Source organism: Thauera aminoaromatica S2 (assembly GCF_000310185.1).
GTDB lineage: Bacteria > Pseudomonadota > Gammaproteobacteria > Burkholderiales > Rhodocyclaceae > Thauera > Thauera aminoaromatica.
This window is the reverse complement of record NZ_AMXD01000096.1, coordinates 1-15,218: the sequence shown is the minus strand read 5'-3', so window position 1 is coordinate 15,218 and position 15,218 is coordinate 1. Positions and strand designations below refer to the sequence as shown.

Sequence of the window (15,218 nt, the reverse complement as noted above, 5' to 3'; positions counted from 1 at the left end):
GACCCAGCCGATCGGCAACGCCGCAAGGTTTTGTAGGAGCGACGCAAGTCGCGATTTGGGCGCCGGGAATGGGCGGCGGCGGTTGGGGAGGGCTGCAATCGCGACTTGCGTCGCTCCCACAGCGGCAAATCGCACGCGGCGCAAGGTTTTGTAGGAGCGACGCAAGTCGCGATTTGGGCGCCGGGAATGGGCGGCGGCGGTTGGGGACGGCCGTAATCGCGACTTGCGTCGCTCCCACAGCGGTTGGAGCCGCTGCAATCGCGACTTGCGTCGCTCCTACACGTGGGTGGCGATGCGGTGGACTTTTTTGCCTGGTCGTGCGCGACGGTGATGTCGCGGTACGGGCGGGCGTGGATTTTTGACTACGGGCGATTTTTCGATGCTGAACACTCCTTTTAGCCCCTGGCCTTCCTTCACCACCGAAGAGGCCGACGCGGTGCGCGATGTGCTGCTGTCGAACAAGGTGAATTACTGGACCGGTACCGAGTGCCGCGCGTTCGAGAAGGAATACGCCGCCTGGGCGGGCACGCGCTACGCGGTGGCGCTGGCCAACGGCACGCTGGCGCTGGACGTGGCGCTGCACGCGCTGGGCATCGGCCCCGGCGACGAGGTGGTGGTGACGCCGCGCACCTTCATCGCGAGCGTGTCGTGCGTGGTCAATGCGGGGGCGACGCCGGTGTTTGCGGATGTGGACCCCGACAGCGGCAACCTGTCGGCCGAGACCATCGCGCGCGTGCTGACGCCGCGCACGCGGGCGGTGATCTGCGTGCATCTGGCGGGGTGGCCGTGCGACATGGACCCGATCATGGCGCTGGCCGAACAGCATGGGCTGAAGGTGATCGAGGACTGCGCGCAGGCGCACGGGGCGCGCTACAAGGGGCGCAGCGTGGGCTCGATCGGGCATGTGGGGGCGTGGTCCTTCTGCCAGGACAAGATCATGACGACCGGCGGCGAGGGCGGCATGGTGACGACCAACGACGAGGCGCTGTGGCGCGACATGTGGTCGTTCAAGGACCACGGCAAGAGCTACGCGGCGGTGTACGAGCGCGAGCATCCGCCGGGCTTCCGCTGGCTGCACGAGGGTTTCGGCACCAACTGGCGCATGCTCGAGATGCAGGCGGCGGTGGGGCGCATCCAGCTGCGCCGCATGGCGGCGTGGACGGCGGCGCGCGAGGCCCATGCCGAGGCCATTCTGGCGGTGTGCCGGCGGCATGCGGTGCTGCGGGTTCCCGAGTTTCGCTGCAATGCGGCAAAATGCGATCCGGGTTGCGCGGCAAGGTCGGGTTGCGTGCACGCGCAATACAAGTGCTATGCGTATGTGAACCCCGAGCGCCTGGCCGAGGGCTGGAGCCGCGACCGCATCGCCGCCGAGATCAATGCGCGCGGGGTGCCGTGCTACCAGGGCTCGTGCTCGGAGGTGTATCTGGAGAGGGCCTTCGACGACACCGGCTGGCGGCCGGCCGAGCGCCTGCCGGTGGCGCGCGCGCTGGGCGAGACTTCGCTGATGTGGCTGGTGCATCCGACGCTGACGGCGGCGGAGATCGACCAGACCTGCAAGGTGGTGGACGAGGTGCTGGGGCTGGCGGCGCGCTGATGCGGGCGGTCGGGCCAAAGGCGGAATCTGATGCGTAATTCATTGTTGGGGTTGCCGCGGCCTTACAAGCGTGCGCTGCAGGTGGTGGCGGACGTGGTGCTGGTGTGGGTGGCGCTGTGGCTGGCGTTTTACCTGCGCCTGGAGGACGTGCGCGCGATCGAGCCCTTCGGCGGCCATCTGCGCGTGTTCCTGCTGGCGCCGGTGCTGACGCTGCCCTTCTTCGTGGTGCTGGGCCTGTACCGGGCGGTGCTGCGCTATGTGGGGCGGCACGCGCTGATCACGATCGGCAAGGCGGTGACGCTGGCGGCGCTGGTGTTCTGGCTGGTGGTGCTGGCGCTGCCGGCGCAGCAGCCGCCGGTGCCGCGCTCGGTGCCGCTGATCTATTGGGCGACGGCGATGCTGCTGCTGGGCGGGCTGCGCCTGGTGATGCGCAATGTCTTCCTGGGCGAGTGGACGCCGCTGCCGCCGGCCGTGCGCGGGGTGCGGGGGGCGCCGCATCGTGTCGAGGGCGCGCAGGAGCGCCCGCGCGTGGTGGTGTACGGCGCGGGCAGCGCGGGCAACCAGCTGGTGAGCGCGCTGCGCGCCGGGCGCGAGCTGCGGCCGATGGCCTTCGTGGATGACGATGCGTCGCTGTGGGGCACGGTGGTCGATGGTCTGCCGGTGTATGCGCCCGAGGACATGGGCCGCATGCTGGCGGAGACGGGGGCGACGCAGGTGCTGCTGGCGGTGCCGTCGGCGTCGCGCCAGCGCCGGCGCGAGATCCTCGATCTGATCGACCCGTATCCGGTGCATGTGCGCACGCTGCCGGGCTTCAAGAGCCTGGTCGATGGCAAGGTGAAGGTGCAGGACCTGCAGGAGGTGGACATCGCCGATCTGCTGGGGCGCGAGCCGGTGGAGCCGGACGAGGCGCTGTTCGAGCGCTGCATCCTGGACCAGGTGGTGATGGTGACGGGGGCGGGCGGCTCGATCGGTTCGGAGCTGTGCCGCCAGATCGTGACCTGCCGGCCGCGCGGGCTGGTGCTGTTCGAGCATTCGGAATACGCGCTGTATTCGATCCACACCGAGCTCGAGCGCTACATCAAGGAGCGCGGGCTGGTGATCGAGCTGGTGGGGATGCTGGGCTCGGTGCGCAACGGCGGGCGCATGTTCGATGCGCTGACGGCGTGGAAGGTGGATACGGTGTATCACGCGGCGGCGTACAAGCATGTGCCGATCGTGGAGCACAACATCGCGCAGGGCTTCTTCAACAACACCATGGGCACGCTGCACGCGGCGCAGGCGGCGTTGCGCGCGGGGGTGCGCAACTTCGTGCTGATCTCGACCGACAAGGCGGTGCGCCCGACCAATGTGATGGGGGCGACCAAGCGCCTGGCCGAGCTGGTGCTGCAGGGGCTGTCGGCGGAGCCGGCGCCGGTGCTGTTCCGCGAGGATGTGGAGGGGGCGGTGCCGAACCGCACGCGCTTTACCATGGTGCGTTTCGGCAATGTGCTGGGCTCGTCGGGTTCGGTGATTCCGCTGTTCCGCGAGCAGATCCGCCGTGGTGGGCCGATCACGGTGACCGACCCGCGCATCACGCGCTATTTCATGACCATCCCCGAGGCGGCGCAGCTGGTGATCCAGGCGGGTTCGATGGGCGAGGGCGGGGACGTGTTCGTGCTCGACATGGGCCAGCCGGTGAAGATCGTGGATCTGGCCGAGCGCATCGTGCATCTGTCGGGCCTGTCGGTGAAGTCGAAGTCGCACCCGCAGGGCGACATCGAGATCGTCTTCACCGGCCTGCGCCCCGGCGAAAAGCTGTACGAGGAGCTGCTGATCGGCGACAACGTGCTGCCCACCGCGCATTCGATGATCATGCGCGCCAACGAGGAGCGCCTGTCCTGGCGCCAGCTCACCCTCGGTCTGGACGCCATCATCCAGGCCATCAAGAACGGCGACTACCCCGCGGTGCGCGAGGTGCTGAAGCTGCTGGTGAGCGGCTACGAGCCCGACGAGCGCCTGGTGGATTTCATCTACCTGAAGCGCAATCAGGAGCAAGACCGCCCGTAGGAGCGACGCAAGTCGCGATAGCAGCCCGGCCGCTGCCGGGTTCCGTAGGAGCGACGCAAGTCGCGATAGCAGCCTCTCCGTGCCCGACGCCGCCGGTTTGCCGCATCCCGGGCCGCTGGATCGCGACTTGCGTCGCTCCCACGTCCCACCCCAAGCGCCGGCGGTTTTGTAGGAGCGACGCAAGTCGCGATTGCGACCGCCGCACCCCAAGCGCCGGCGGTTTTGTAGGAGCGACGCAAGTCGCGATAGCAGCCTCTCCGTGCTCGACGTCGCCGGTTTGCCGCATCCCGGGCCGCTGGATCGCGACTTGCGTCGCTCCTACGTCCCACCCCAAGCGCCGATGGTTTTGTAGGAGCGACGCAAGTCGCGATTCCAGCCCCCCGTCATCCACGAATCCCTGCTGTCGTCGTGGTTAATGCTCGCCTATATTGGGGTTGGGCTGTCGCGGAAGATTCGCTTCCCGATCGGGCTGCCCCGCGGCGGTCCGGCGTGGGGGGCGGCGCGTGGTGGTGGCGCGGCCCTCCGCTGCAGGTTGCGCGCCTGGGCCCGGACAGTCGGGCAGGGCAGCCGCATCGATCGGCCATCGACCAACCCCGAGGGAGGTTGTGATGTCGGCGATCGTTTGTGCGGACGGGGCGGCGAGCCTGTCCATGCAGTGGGGTGTCGGCCCGTGCCGGCCGGATCATTCCGAGTTTCGCAAGGTGGGCGAGGACGTGCTGGGCGCGGTGAAGTACCTGCTGTGCGCCCTGGCCGTGCAGCCCGTGTGCCGGGTGGCGACGGATTCGCTCGAGGCGGCGCTGGCGGAGGGGCTGGCGGCGTTGCCCGAGGTGCGTCGGGCGCGTTACCGCGAGGGCGCCGCCTTGCTGCTGGGTGCGGACGACGCGATCCGCGCGCGCATCTTCGGGCGCCATGCGGCGGTGCCTGTCGAGCGCGTGCGCGAGCTGGGCTTCGACGCGCTGCTGGCGGCGACCCGCGCGCCGGTGCTGGACGCGAAGCTGCTCGGCATGCCGCGGCGCGAGGGCGCGGTGGTGTCGTTCGAGCGCCTCGAGGCGGTGTGGGGGCCGATGACGGCGGTGTCGGCGGTGTCGTTCACGCCCGAACTGGTGGGGGCGGTGGTGCCGATGACCGGCGGCTCGTCCGGCATCGATCCGGAGGTGCCGTTCCCGGGTTATTACCGCAAGCTCGAATTCAGCGTGCGGCAGCTCAAGTGCTTCGACGAGACCAACCCGGAGTCCTTCGGCGACGACGAGATCGGCATCGGCGGCACGGCGGTGCATACCGACGGTACGGTGACCCAGGTCGGAAGGAAGACCTACGATGATTTCTCGGACGGCGACTCGGAGTGGCTGAACTGGACCTTCGCGTCCTTCACCCGGACGAAGCCGAAGTCGGGCGGAATCGTCTATGACACCTATGGCGTCTTCATCGCCTTGGCGGAGGTCGATTCGGGCGGGTTTCAAAAGGCGCTCGACAAGATCTACGCGCAGGTGCAGGACAAGGTGAAGGCGGCGATCGCCACCGCGGTGACCGCTGGCGCCTCGCCCTTCGTCGGCCCCTTCCTCGGCGCCGTCGCGGGCGCGGTGGCGGCGTGGGTGGCCGACAAGCTCATCGAGTGGGTGATCAGCTGGTTCGGCGACGACCTGTTCCCCGTCAAGTACGCCACGCTGACCGGCCCCCGCGGCTTTGCCTTTTACCCTTCCGACAAGTGGATCCACGAGGGCACGGGGTATCGCAGCAAGGACGAGTGGCTGAAGTTCTACGGCCACGGCGGACACTATGGCGTGCGCTACTACTGGCGCGTGAGCGACTGGGTGAACGGCAGCGCGCCACAGTGACCTCCGCGCAATCCCCAGCGCCGGATCGCGACTTGCGTCGCTCCCACAGCGCCAGATTGACCGCGGCGGTTCCCGTAGGAGCGACGCAAGTCGCGATAGCAGCGATGCAGCCCTCCTACGGTGCCGCCCGGTCGCTGGCCTCAGATTGGCCACGGCGGTTCTCGTAGGAGCGACGCGAGTCGCGATAGCGGCTTTCCCGCCCCGACCACGCCCCACGCCACCGCACCGCCCGATCGCGACTTGCGTCGCTCCCACAGCGCCTCCTTGACCGTATTCGCCTCATCCCCCGCGACGGTTTTCATGTAGGAGCGACGCAAGTCGCGATAGCCGCCGCCGTACCTCAGGCGCTGCCGGGTTCCGTGGGAGCGACGCAAGTCGCGATCCGGGCGTTTCGCAAACGACCCACCTACCCCGGCAGCCAGACGGCGTCCCAGTGGGGATAGGCGCGCACGCTGGCGACCAGGCCGGCGCGCAGGGGGTTGGCGACGATGTAGCGGGCGAGGGCGGGGAGGTCTTCCTCCTCGCGCAGCGCGTGGTCGTGGAAGCCGGTTTGCCAGCGTGGCTGGCCGGGGGTGTGGAGGAGGTGGTTGATGGCGCGTGCCGATGCCGCCTTGAAGCCTGCGACGAGCCGGGAGAGGCTGCCGCTCTCGAGCTGCACGAGCCAGTGCAGGTGATCCGGCATGAGCACCCAGGCCAGGGTGGTCGAGCGGCCTTGCGCGTCGGCGTGGCGCAGGTGTGCGATGGTGCTGCGGGCGAGACGCAGGTCGTCGAAAAGCCGTGCGCGGCCGTGCGTGACCGTGGTGATCAGATAGATCCGCCCCGTTTCCGAAACCCGACCGCGGCGGAGGTGATGAGTGTGCGGAAGCATGCCGATAGAATAACGGAGGATGTGATCGGCATGGAAGACGCGCGCAGCGGTCCCGGCCAGCGTTCAGGCGGACCGCCCGATCGCGACTTGCGTCGCTCCCACGAGAACCATCAGGCTCCGTTCAGCGCCTGGAATTGCTTGTAGGAGCGACGCAAGTCGCGATTCCGGCCTTGCAGTTCTTGCCAGGCGCGCATCGCCCGCCGGATCGCCCGATCGCGACTTGCGTCGCTCCCACGAAAACCGTCACGCGCCGGGCGATCGGGGCGTTCTGCCCCCTTATTCCGTATCGACGAAGCCCTGGGTGCTGAAATCCGCGGTGGCGGGGCGGGTGAGGGTGGGGTTCTGGCGGGCGTACTGCAGGAAGGCGTCGGCGTAGGCGAGGAAGGTCTCCTCGCGGCGGTCGGCGCCGAGCGTGCCGAGGGTGGTGTAGCCGTCCTGGCCGGCCGCGATGAAGTCGTTGGTGATCATGCGGTAGGTCGCGGCCTCGTCGAGCGCCACCCACTGGCCTTGGGCGTTGCGATGCTCGAGCGCGCCGATGCGCTGGCCGAGGGGCTGGCGCAGGTCGACCTGCCAGCGCAGCGCGCCGGCGTAGGGGTAGGAGCCGGTGTTGCCGGCGACCACGCTCTGCATGGCGTCCTCGAGGGTGGCGCGCAGCTCGGCGCCGGTGAGGCTGAGCGCGACGAGCGTGTTCTTGAACGGCAGCACGGTGTAGATGTGCCCGACCGTGACCGTGCCCGCGGCGAGGTCGACGCGCACGCCGCCGCCGTTCTGCAGCGAGAGGTCGGCGCCGCCGAAGCGCTGGCCCTGGCGCAGGAAGGCTTCGGCGACGAGCTGCTGGACGTCGCCGCCGTGCGCGATCACGTGCGGATCGAGGTTGCAGCCGTCGAGCTTCGAGCGCGAGGGGTCGCGCCGGGTGCCGGGGACGCGGCGCAGGCAGAGGTTCTGCTGCGCGACGGCGACCGGCTCGGCGCCGAAGGCCTCCACCTGGCTGGCGTAGTCGGCGAGCACGGCGCTGGCGGCGGCGTCCGGTTCGGTGACGCGCAGCGCCGGCTGGCTGGCGAGATCGGCGCGGGCGGCGGCGAGGGCGTCGCCGGCGAGCGTGCCGAGCGTGCTGCCGATGAGGATGTGCGGCTGGCCGGCGCAGGACTTGACCTCGCCCTGGCCGTCGAAGAGCACGTCGAGCTCGCCGACCACGGCGCTGTATTGCGAGGCCTGGACGACGCAGACCGCGTCGCCGTCCTTGTTGTGCGCGGCGGTGGGGTAGGCGCCGGCGGGCGAGAGGCCGAAGGTCTTCAGGCTGTCGTCGCCGAGCAGGCTGTGCGAGTCGCCGCCGACGATGACGTCGACGCCCGAGAGCTGCGCGGCGATCGCCTGGTCCTGGGCGTAGCCGAGGTGCGAGAGCAGGACGATCTTGTCGATGCCCTGGGCGCGCAGGCGGTCGATCTCGCGCTGGGCGGAGTCCGCCTCGTCGAGCAGCCGGGTGCCGGGGTCGGGGCGCGAGGCGTTCTGCGTCTTGGCGGCGGTGGTGAGGCCGACGATGCCGATGCGCTCGCCGCCGCGCTCGACCACCACCGAGGGGCGCACGCTGTCGCTGCCGAGCGGCGAGCCGGCGCGCGGGGCGAGGTTGGCCGAGAGCACCGGGGTGCGGCAGTCGGGGGCGGACCAGAGGTGGTCGATGAAGGTCTGGAGGCCGGCGTCGCCGGAGTCGAGCTCGTGGTTGCCGACGGCCATGGCGTCGAAGCAGACGCGGTTCATCAGCGCGGCGTCGGCTTCGCCTTCGCTGAGGGTGTAGTAGAGCGTGCCGGTGATGGCATCGCCGGCGTGCAGCTTGAGGACGTGCTCGTGGCGCGCGGCGAGCTCGGTGATCGCCGTGGCGACGCGCGGGAAGCCGCCGAGCTTGACGGTCACGGTCGCGCGCGTGTCGTCGCTGCCGGTGCGCAGGCGCAGGCTGGCGTCGGATTCGTCGAGGTTGGAGTGGTGGTCGTTGATGTGGAGGATGGCCAGGCGGTAGTCGGGCCTGGGCGCATCGGGCTGCGCCGCTGCGGGCACCGGCTCGGCGTCGGCCTTGGCCTCGCCGGAGGAGGTGTCGGTGCAGCCGGCGAGCATGATCGCGCCGGTGAGCAGCAGCAGCTTGGGGATGCCGGGGTGACGCATGGCGGAGCCTCTTGTCCGTTTCGAGGATGGACGGAGGATCGCGAAAGGAGGTTAAGTGGTGATGAAAGCCGCCGGGTGGTTCGGGCAATCGCGACTCGTGTCGCTCCCACGAAAACCATCGCGCTGGTCGTGCGCCGGCGCCAGATCGCTCACGGCGTTTCCCGTGGGAGCGACGCAAGTCGCGATATCGACCATGCCGCCCTTGCCGCCGCGCATTGCCTGCGGAATCGCCCGGTCGCGACTCGCGTCGCTCCCACGAAAACCATCGCGCTGGTCGTGCGCCGGCGCCAGATCGCCCACGGCGTTTCCCGTGGGAGCGACGCAAGTCGCGATATCGACCATGCCGCCCTTGCCGCCGCGCATTGCCTGCGGAATCGCCCGGTCGCGACTCGCGTCGCTCCTACGAAAACCATCGCGCTGGTCGTGCGCCATCGCCAGATCGCCCACGGCATTTCCCGTAGGAGCGACGCAAGTCGCGATATCGACCATGCCGCCCTTGCCGTCGCGCATTGCCTGCGGAATCGCCCGATCGCGACTCGCGTCGCTCCCACGAAAACCATCGCGCTGGTCGTGCGCTATCGCCAGATCGCCCACGGCGTTTCCCGTGGGAGCGACGCAAGTCGCGATATCGGCCATGCCGCCCTTGCCGCCGCGCATTGCCTGCGGAATCGCCCGGTCGCGACTCGCGTCGCTCCCACGAAAACCATCGCGCTGGTCGTGCGCCGGCGCCAGATCGCCCACGGCGTTTCCCGTGGGAGCGACGCAAGTCGCGATATCGACCATGCCGCCCTTGCCGCCGCGCATTGCCTGCGGAATCGCCCGGTCGCGACTCGCGTCGCTCCTACGAAAACCATCGCGCTGGTCGTGCGCCATCGCCAGATCGCCCACGGCATTTCCCGTAGGAGCGACGCAAGTCGCGATATCGGCCATGCCGCCCTTGCCGCCGCGCATTGCCTGCGGAATCGCCCGGTCGCGACTCGCGTCGCTCCTACGAAAGCGGCGTTGCAATGTGGGTGGTGCGGGAAATCCTGTGATTCGGGAACGGCATCGATTGGGCAATCCGCTCCCGGCTTGATGGCAATCCGGATGCCGCGGTGTTCTGTTCGGCTCGAAAGAGAAAGCCCCGCCCGGATGATTGACCTTGTGATGTGTCGTCATCGGGGCGGGGCTTTTGACCGGGGAAATGATGCCCCGGCCGATGTGCGGAAACGGATTAAATCAGGAATTCATCCTTGTTGCGGCCGGCTTCGAGGTAGGCACGCATCCACTTGGGCGTGGCGCCGCGGCCGACCCAGGTTTCGCCGGTGGCGGGGTCGCGGTATTTGGCCTTGAGCGCGGTCTTGGCCTTCTGCGGGGCGGCGGTGGATTCGCGGCCCGCCTGCAGGCCGAGATCGGCGGCGCTGAGGCCATAGGCGGCGATCTTCTGCTTGACGTCGGCGATGATTTCGGCGAGTTCGCGCTTGCGCAGTTCTTCGGCCTGGGATTGGAGTTCGGCGATTTTTTGCTGCAGTTCGGCGTAGGTGGTCATGATCGTTATGTTTTGTGGTGATGAAAACGTGCCGATTGTACGCCGATGAAAAACGTTTTTGAAAGCCTTGGAGAGACTTTTTCGGATTAATGTGCCCGGCGTTAATTGGCAAGGTCTGTGAATGCCCTTGCCGAATGAAGCAATTAAGCGGGACGGATAGGGCATGCGGAGTGGTGCGATGGTTTTTGCAGGAGCGACGCAAGTCGCGATCAAGCATGCAGGAATGCCGCACCGCGGTATCCATTCGACGTCGGGGGCATCCATTCCACCCAGAGAGATCGGATACGTCGGGGGCATCCATTCCGCCCAGCGCGATCGGATACGCCGCAATCGCGACTTGCGTCGCTCCTACGGGGGCCTTCGGAAGCGTGGGCGTTTCGTAGGAGCGACGCAAGTCGCGATCAGCGGCGCCCCGAATCCCCGCCGCGTCCTTTCTTTCGCCCGTGCGTGCGCGCTGATTCGCGCGCTCAAAGCTTGCCGATCCACTGCTCGGCGGTGTGCGCGATGATGTCGTAGGCGAGCTGGTGGTTTTCCTCGGCGAGGCGATAGGGGTCGGGCACCTCGGCCTTGTCCCAATGGCCGAGCAGGAAGATCTTGCCGCGCGCGCTGGGGTCGAGGCGGGTGGCGTATTCGAGGTGGTGCTTTTCCATCACCAGGATGAGGTCGGCCCAGCGCGTGATCTCGGGGGTGAGCTGGCGCGCGACGTGGGGCGAGAGGTCGATGCCGTGGCGCAGGGCGACGCGCTGGGTGGTCTCGTCCGCGGGATGGCCGACGAGCGCGCCGATGCCGGCCGAGGCTACCGTGGCCGCACGGCCGCGCGCGGCGAGGCGGTCGCGCAGCAGGTACTCGGCGAGCGGGCTGCGGCAGATGTTTCCGGTGCAGAGGGTGAGGATCTTGTCGAACATGGCGGTGTGCGAGGGCGTCGGGTGTGCGCCTGGCGCGGCGCGGTGGAGCGCGATCGCGGGCGATCGGCCTGGCCGGGGAGTGTAAACGCAAAAACCGGCACCCCCTCGCGAGGATGCCGGTTTGCGGTACTGCAGCAGCCGAGGGTCAGGCCTGCTTGCGGCGACGCATCGCGCCCAGACCGGCCAGGCCGAGGCCCAGCAGGGCCAGCGAGGCGGGCTCGGGGACGGCGGTCACGGCGACGTTGCTGACGCGGAAGGTGCCGTCGGTGCGGTTGTAGGTCGGGCTCCCCGCGTAGGCAAGGCGGTTGGCTGGCGTGTCGGTAAGGCCTTGGGACTGCAGGAACATGCCATAGTCGGCCGAAGCGAGCAGCGCGCCGGCACCGGGCCAGTTGGTCGCCGTTTCGACGACGTCCATCACGAAGCTGTTGTTGGTGACGGTGCCGGTGATCGCCACGGTGCCTGCGCCGGTGGGGTCGCTGAAGCTGGTGCCGAGCAGGCCGTTGAGCAGGCCGAGGACGCCGGAGGTGGTCGCGCCGTCGTACGAGCCGCCGAAGTTGAAGCCGTACGAGAACGGGGTGCTGCCGCCGAAGGCGAAGTTGTAGATGCCCGGGGTGAGGCCCGTCGGGGTGAGGTTGCCGGTGAAGATGCCGACGTTCGAGCTGATGCTGCGCGTGACGGTGCCGCCGGTGCCCGTGAAGAAGGTGGCGGTGGCGGTGCCGGTCGGGCCGGCGCTGCCGGGGCCGACGCTAACGGTGTAGGTGCCCGCCGGGCCGGCGGCCAGCGAAAGGGCGCCGCTGAGGTTGGTCAGCGCGATCTGGTAGGTGCCCGGGGTGCCGTCGGCGAACCCGGTGACGGCGAAGTCGCCACCCAGGTTGGCAGTGCTGACATAAGCGGCCGAAGCACCGGTGGACACGGCTGCGAGCGACGCGGTCGCTGCGATGAGAGCAAGTTTTTTCATTGGCGCAATCCTTTAAAACTGGGACGTACCAACCCGGGGGCCGGCGTCTTCGTTGTTGAAAACAGGGCGATTGGTCACCGCTGAAACGTACAAAGCAATATCAGTGCCTATTTTGCAAGTGATTGATTTAAAGGATTCTGTTGCTCTTGAGGGGGCGCGAAGAGGGGGCGGGTGTAAAAAAATTCGACACTTCGGAGCAGGTGCTGCGCCGCCGCATCCACGGCGACGCGCAGCCATCGAGGCGCATCACCTGCCGCGGCGCTGGGTCGCGACTTGCGTCGCTCCTACAAGAGATGCCGGGGTGGCGGTGCTTGCGGGCGTTCGGGGTGCGCTGTGGGAGCGACGCGCGTCGCGATCGCGGCCGTCCCGCAGCCATCGAGGTGCATCGCCTGTCGCGGCGCTGGGTCGCGACTTGCGTCGCTCGTACATGAAACGCCGGGGTGGCGGTGCTTGCGGGCGTTCGGGGTGCGCTGTGGGAGCGACGCGAGTCGCGATCACGGCCGTCCCGCAGCCATCGAGGCGCATCGCCTGCCGCGGCGCTGCAATCGCGACTTGCGTCGCTCCTACGTGAAACGCCGGGGTTGCGGTGCTTGCGGGCGTTCGGGGTGCGCTGTGGGAGCGACGCGAGTCGCGATCACGGCCGTCCCGCAGCCGCCGAGGTTCATCGCCTGCCGCGGCGCTGGATCGCGACTTGCGTCGCTCCTACATGAAATGCCGGGGGCGATCAGCTGGCGATGCGGGCGAAGGCTTCGACGACCTCGGGCGGGGCCTGGACAAGTTCGACGAGCACGCCCTCGCCGCCGATGGGGAATTCGTCGTTGCCCTTGGGGTGCAGGAAGGTGATGTCGTAGCCCGCCGCGCCGCGACGGATGCCGCCGGGCGCGAAACGCACGCCGTTGGCGCCGAGCCATTCGACCGCCTTGGGCAGGTCGTCCACCCACAGGCCGACGTGGTTGAGCGGGGTGGTGTGCACCGCGGGCTTCTTCTCGGGGTCGAGCGGCTGCATCAGGTCGACCTCGACCTTGAACGGCCCGGAACCCATCGCGCAGATGTCCTCGTCGACGTTCTCGCGCTCGGACACGAAGTTGCCGGTGACCTCCAGGCCGAGCATGTCGACCCACAGGGTCTTGAGCTTTTCCTTGCTCGGACCGCCGATGGCGATCTGCTGGATGCCGAGGATCTTGAACGGACGCTGGGACATGGTGCCTCCTGGGTGGGCGGTTGTGTCAAGAATTCATAATTATAGAGGAATCGAGCCGGCGCTGCGTCGGGAGGGCCAATGGCCGAGCGCCGGTTTCGTGGGAATCGCGACTTGCGTCGCTCCCACGTCCCACCCCGGACGCCGGGCGCGAGGATGCGCGCGCCGGTTTTCGTAGGAGCGACGCAAGTCGCGATCGGGCGCTGCATCTGCGAGGAGCGTTCATAGGACGACGTGGGTGGGAATCGCGACTTGCGTCGCTCCCATGTCCCACCCCGGACGCCGGGCGCGAGGATGCGCGCGCCGGTTTTCGTAGGAGCGACGCAAGTCGCGATCGGGCGACCTCCCACCCCGCGCGGCGGTGTCCGCCTTGTTTTGCCCGCGGCCGCCTTTGCCGCTAAGCTTGCGCCCTCTCTGCTTCGAGGTGCCCGCGTGTGCGCGGGAGAATCGGGAAGGCGGTGCAATTCCGCCGCGCGCCCAGCGCCGTGTAGGGGATTGTCCGGGCGAGGTTCGCCCAGCCACTGGTCCACGAGGACCGGGAAGGCGCCCGGACGAGACGATCCGCAGCCGGAAGACCGGCCTCGAAGTGCATCCCGCAGTCGCCTGGTCGGTGGCTGCCCACTGCTCGACGACAAGGGGAATACTTCATGAGCAGCCCGACGCAGGCGCAGTGCGCGCCGGCGAGCACCGACGCGTCCGCACCGATTCACGACCCGGCCGCCGCGCGCTTCCAGGCCAATCCTTTGTTCGACGCCGCCGAGCGCGCCGCCGTCTATCGCGCCATCCACACCCGGCGCGACGTGCGTGGCGAGTTCCTGCCCGACGCGATCCCCGACGAGGTGCTCGCGCGCGTGCTCACCGCCGCGCATCACGCGCCCTCGGTCGGCTTCATGCAGCCGTGGGATTTCGTCGTGGTGCGCTCGCGCGAGGTGCGCGCGAAGATCCACGCCGATTTCCTCGCCGCGCACGCCGAGGCCGAGCAGATGTTCGACGAGGGCAAGCGCGACACCTATCGCAACCTGAAGCTCGAGGGCATCCTCGAGTCGCCGGTCAATATCTGCATCACCTGCGACCGCAGCCGCCACGGCCCGGTGGTGATCGGGCGCACGCACATCGGCGCGATGGACGTGTACAGCGCGGTGTGCGCGGTGCAGAACCTGTGGCTGGCGGCGCGCGCCGAGAACCTGGGCGTGGGCTGGGTGAGCATCCTGCACCAGCAGGCGCTGCGCGAGGCGCTCGGCATCCCGCGCGAGATCGTGCCGATCGCCTATCTGTGCGTCGGCTACGTGCGCGACTTCCACGCGCAGCCGGAGCTCGAGGCCGCAGGCTGGTTGAAGCGCGTCCCGTTGCCCGAGCTGCTGCATTTCGACGGCTGGCAGCGCGGGCCCGATGCGGTGGGCGAGGGCTTGATCGAGGCCATCGGCCAGCTCCGCCCGAGCCCTCGAAGCGCCGCGTAGCCCCTTGTGGGAGCGACGCGAGTCGCGATCGCACGATTCCGCGTGCGGCAGCGGGCGGTGGGGGCGGCGGGGCCGTGATCGCGACTTGCGTCGCTCCTACGGCAGCGCCAGGCGGCGGCGCTGGAAGGGAGCGCTGGTTCTGGTGGGAGCGACGCGAGTCGCGATCGCACGATTCCGCCTGCGGCAGCGGGCGGCGGGCGGCGGGGCCGTGATCGCGACTTGCGTCGCTCCTACGGCAGAGCCCAGGCGTCGGGCTTGCACGGGACTTGCTTGGGGGGATGTGCGGCCGCCGGTCGCAGACCCTCTTCTTGCCGGAGCCCTGCATGGAATCGATCCTCGCCTTTTTGGTCGCTGCGCGCCGTTGTGAGCTGCGCGAGCTCGAGCAACTGGCGCGCAGCTGCGAGCTGGTGCGGGCGGTGAGCGAGCTGGTGCATCGCCTGCAGGCCGAGCGCGGGTGCTCGAATCTTCACCTCGCCGCGGGTGGCAGGCACTTCGATGGCGATCGCGCGGCGTGCGTGGCGGCCAGCATCGAGGCCGATGCCGCGCTGCGGACCTGGCTGGAGCAGGCCGACGTCCTCGACGCGAGGGGCGGCGCGGCGCCGACGGGCGGCTCCCGCCTGCTCACCCGGATCGCGCTCGCGCTGCACGCCCTCGACGGGCTGCCCGCGCTGCGCG

The 15,218-nt window shown here is 68.9% G+C and carries 12 protein-coding genes and 1 riboswitch; of the genes, 5 read left to right on the top strand and 7 right to left on the bottom strand.

Annotation, left to right across the window (positions count from 1 at the left end; all coding sequences use genetic code 11):
- Positions 1–379 precede the first annotated feature (379 nt).
- The 3 genes from C665_RS13855 (at position 380) to C665_RS13845 (ending at position 5,475) form a co-directional block, all read left to right on the top strand.
- Positions 380–1,594, top strand: a complete 1,215-nt coding sequence (locus tag C665_RS13855) for a DegT/DnrJ/EryC1/StrS family aminotransferase (RefSeq protein WP_004315162.1) — start codon at positions 380–382, stop codon at positions 1,592–1,594.
- 30 nt (positions 1,595–1,624) lie between these two features.
- Positions 1,625–3,640, top strand: a complete 2,016-nt coding sequence (locus C665_RS13850) for a polysaccharide biosynthesis protein (protein WP_040829307.1) — start codon at positions 1,625–1,627, stop codon at positions 3,638–3,640.
- Between the two features lie 608 nt (positions 3,641–4,248).
- Entirely contained in the window at positions 4,249–5,475 is a 1,227-nt protein-coding gene (locus tag C665_RS13845) for a hypothetical protein (protein ID WP_004315160.1), read from the top strand.
- Positions 5,476–5,881: 406 nt separating this feature from the next.
- On the opposite strand, the gene C665_RS13840 is transcribed toward C665_RS13845, so the two are convergent.
- The 7 genes from C665_RS13840 to C665_RS13810 all read right to left on the bottom strand — a co-directional run bounded on the left by C665_RS13840 (position 5,882) and on the right by C665_RS13810 (position 13,089).
- Positions 5,882–6,343, bottom strand: a complete 462-nt coding sequence (locus C665_RS13840; protein WP_004315159.1) for an REP-associated tyrosine transposase — start codon at positions 6,341–6,343, stop codon at positions 5,882–5,884.
- Between the two features lie 276 nt (positions 6,344–6,619).
- Positions 6,620–8,497 (bottom strand): bifunctional metallophosphatase/5'-nucleotidase, encoded by a 1,878-nt coding sequence (locus C665_RS13835; RefSeq protein WP_004315158.1) that lies wholly within the window; start codon positions 8,495–8,497, stop codon positions 6,620–6,622.
- A gap of 51 nt (positions 8,498–8,548) precedes the next feature.
- Positions 8,549–9,427, bottom strand: a complete 879-nt coding sequence (locus C665_RS13830; protein ID WP_157277055.1) for a hypothetical protein — start codon at positions 9,425–9,427, stop codon at positions 8,549–8,551.
- A gap of 283 nt (positions 9,428–9,710) precedes the next feature.
- Positions 9,711–10,190: an H-NS histone family protein gene (locus tag C665_RS13825; protein ID WP_281054727.1), complete on the bottom strand. Its 480-nt coding sequence runs from the start codon at positions 10,188–10,190 to the stop codon at positions 9,711–9,713.
- Positions 10,191–10,492: 302 nt separating this feature from the next.
- Positions 10,493–10,930, bottom strand: coding sequence for a low molecular weight protein-tyrosine-phosphatase (locus C665_RS13820; RefSeq protein ID WP_004315155.1), 438 nt, complete (start codon positions 10,928–10,930; stop codon positions 10,493–10,495).
- A 145-nt stretch (positions 10,931–11,075) separates the two neighbouring features.
- Positions 11,076–11,888, bottom strand: a complete 813-nt coding sequence (locus tag C665_RS13815; RefSeq protein WP_004315154.1) for a VPLPA-CTERM sorting domain-containing protein — start codon at positions 11,886–11,888, stop codon at positions 11,076–11,078.
- 724 nt (positions 11,889–12,612) lie between these two features.
- The gene (locus C665_RS13810; protein WP_004315153.1) at positions 12,613–13,089 is read right to left on the bottom strand and encodes a VOC family protein; all 477 of its coding nucleotides are present in this window, start codon (positions 13,087–13,089) and stop codon (positions 12,613–12,615) included.
- Positions 13,090–13,491: 402 nt separating this feature from the next.
- Positions 13,492–13,684: riboswitch (cobalamin riboswitch) on the top strand.
- A gap of 49 nt (positions 13,685–13,733) precedes the next feature.
- On the opposite strand from C665_RS13810, the gene bluB reads away from it, so the two are divergent.
- Positions 13,734–14,543 carry a 5,6-dimethylbenzimidazole synthase gene (gene bluB, locus C665_RS13805; RefSeq protein ID WP_004315152.1) on the top strand — a complete coding sequence of 270 codons (810 nt, stop codon included), beginning with the start codon at positions 13,734–13,736 and terminating at the stop codon, positions 14,541–14,543.
- A 323-nt stretch (positions 14,544–14,866) separates the two neighbouring features.
- Positions 14,867–15,218, top strand: a 352-nt coding sequence (locus C665_RS13800; protein ID WP_004315151.1) for a nitrate- and nitrite sensing domain-containing protein, incomplete at its 3' end; no start/stop codon positions are given.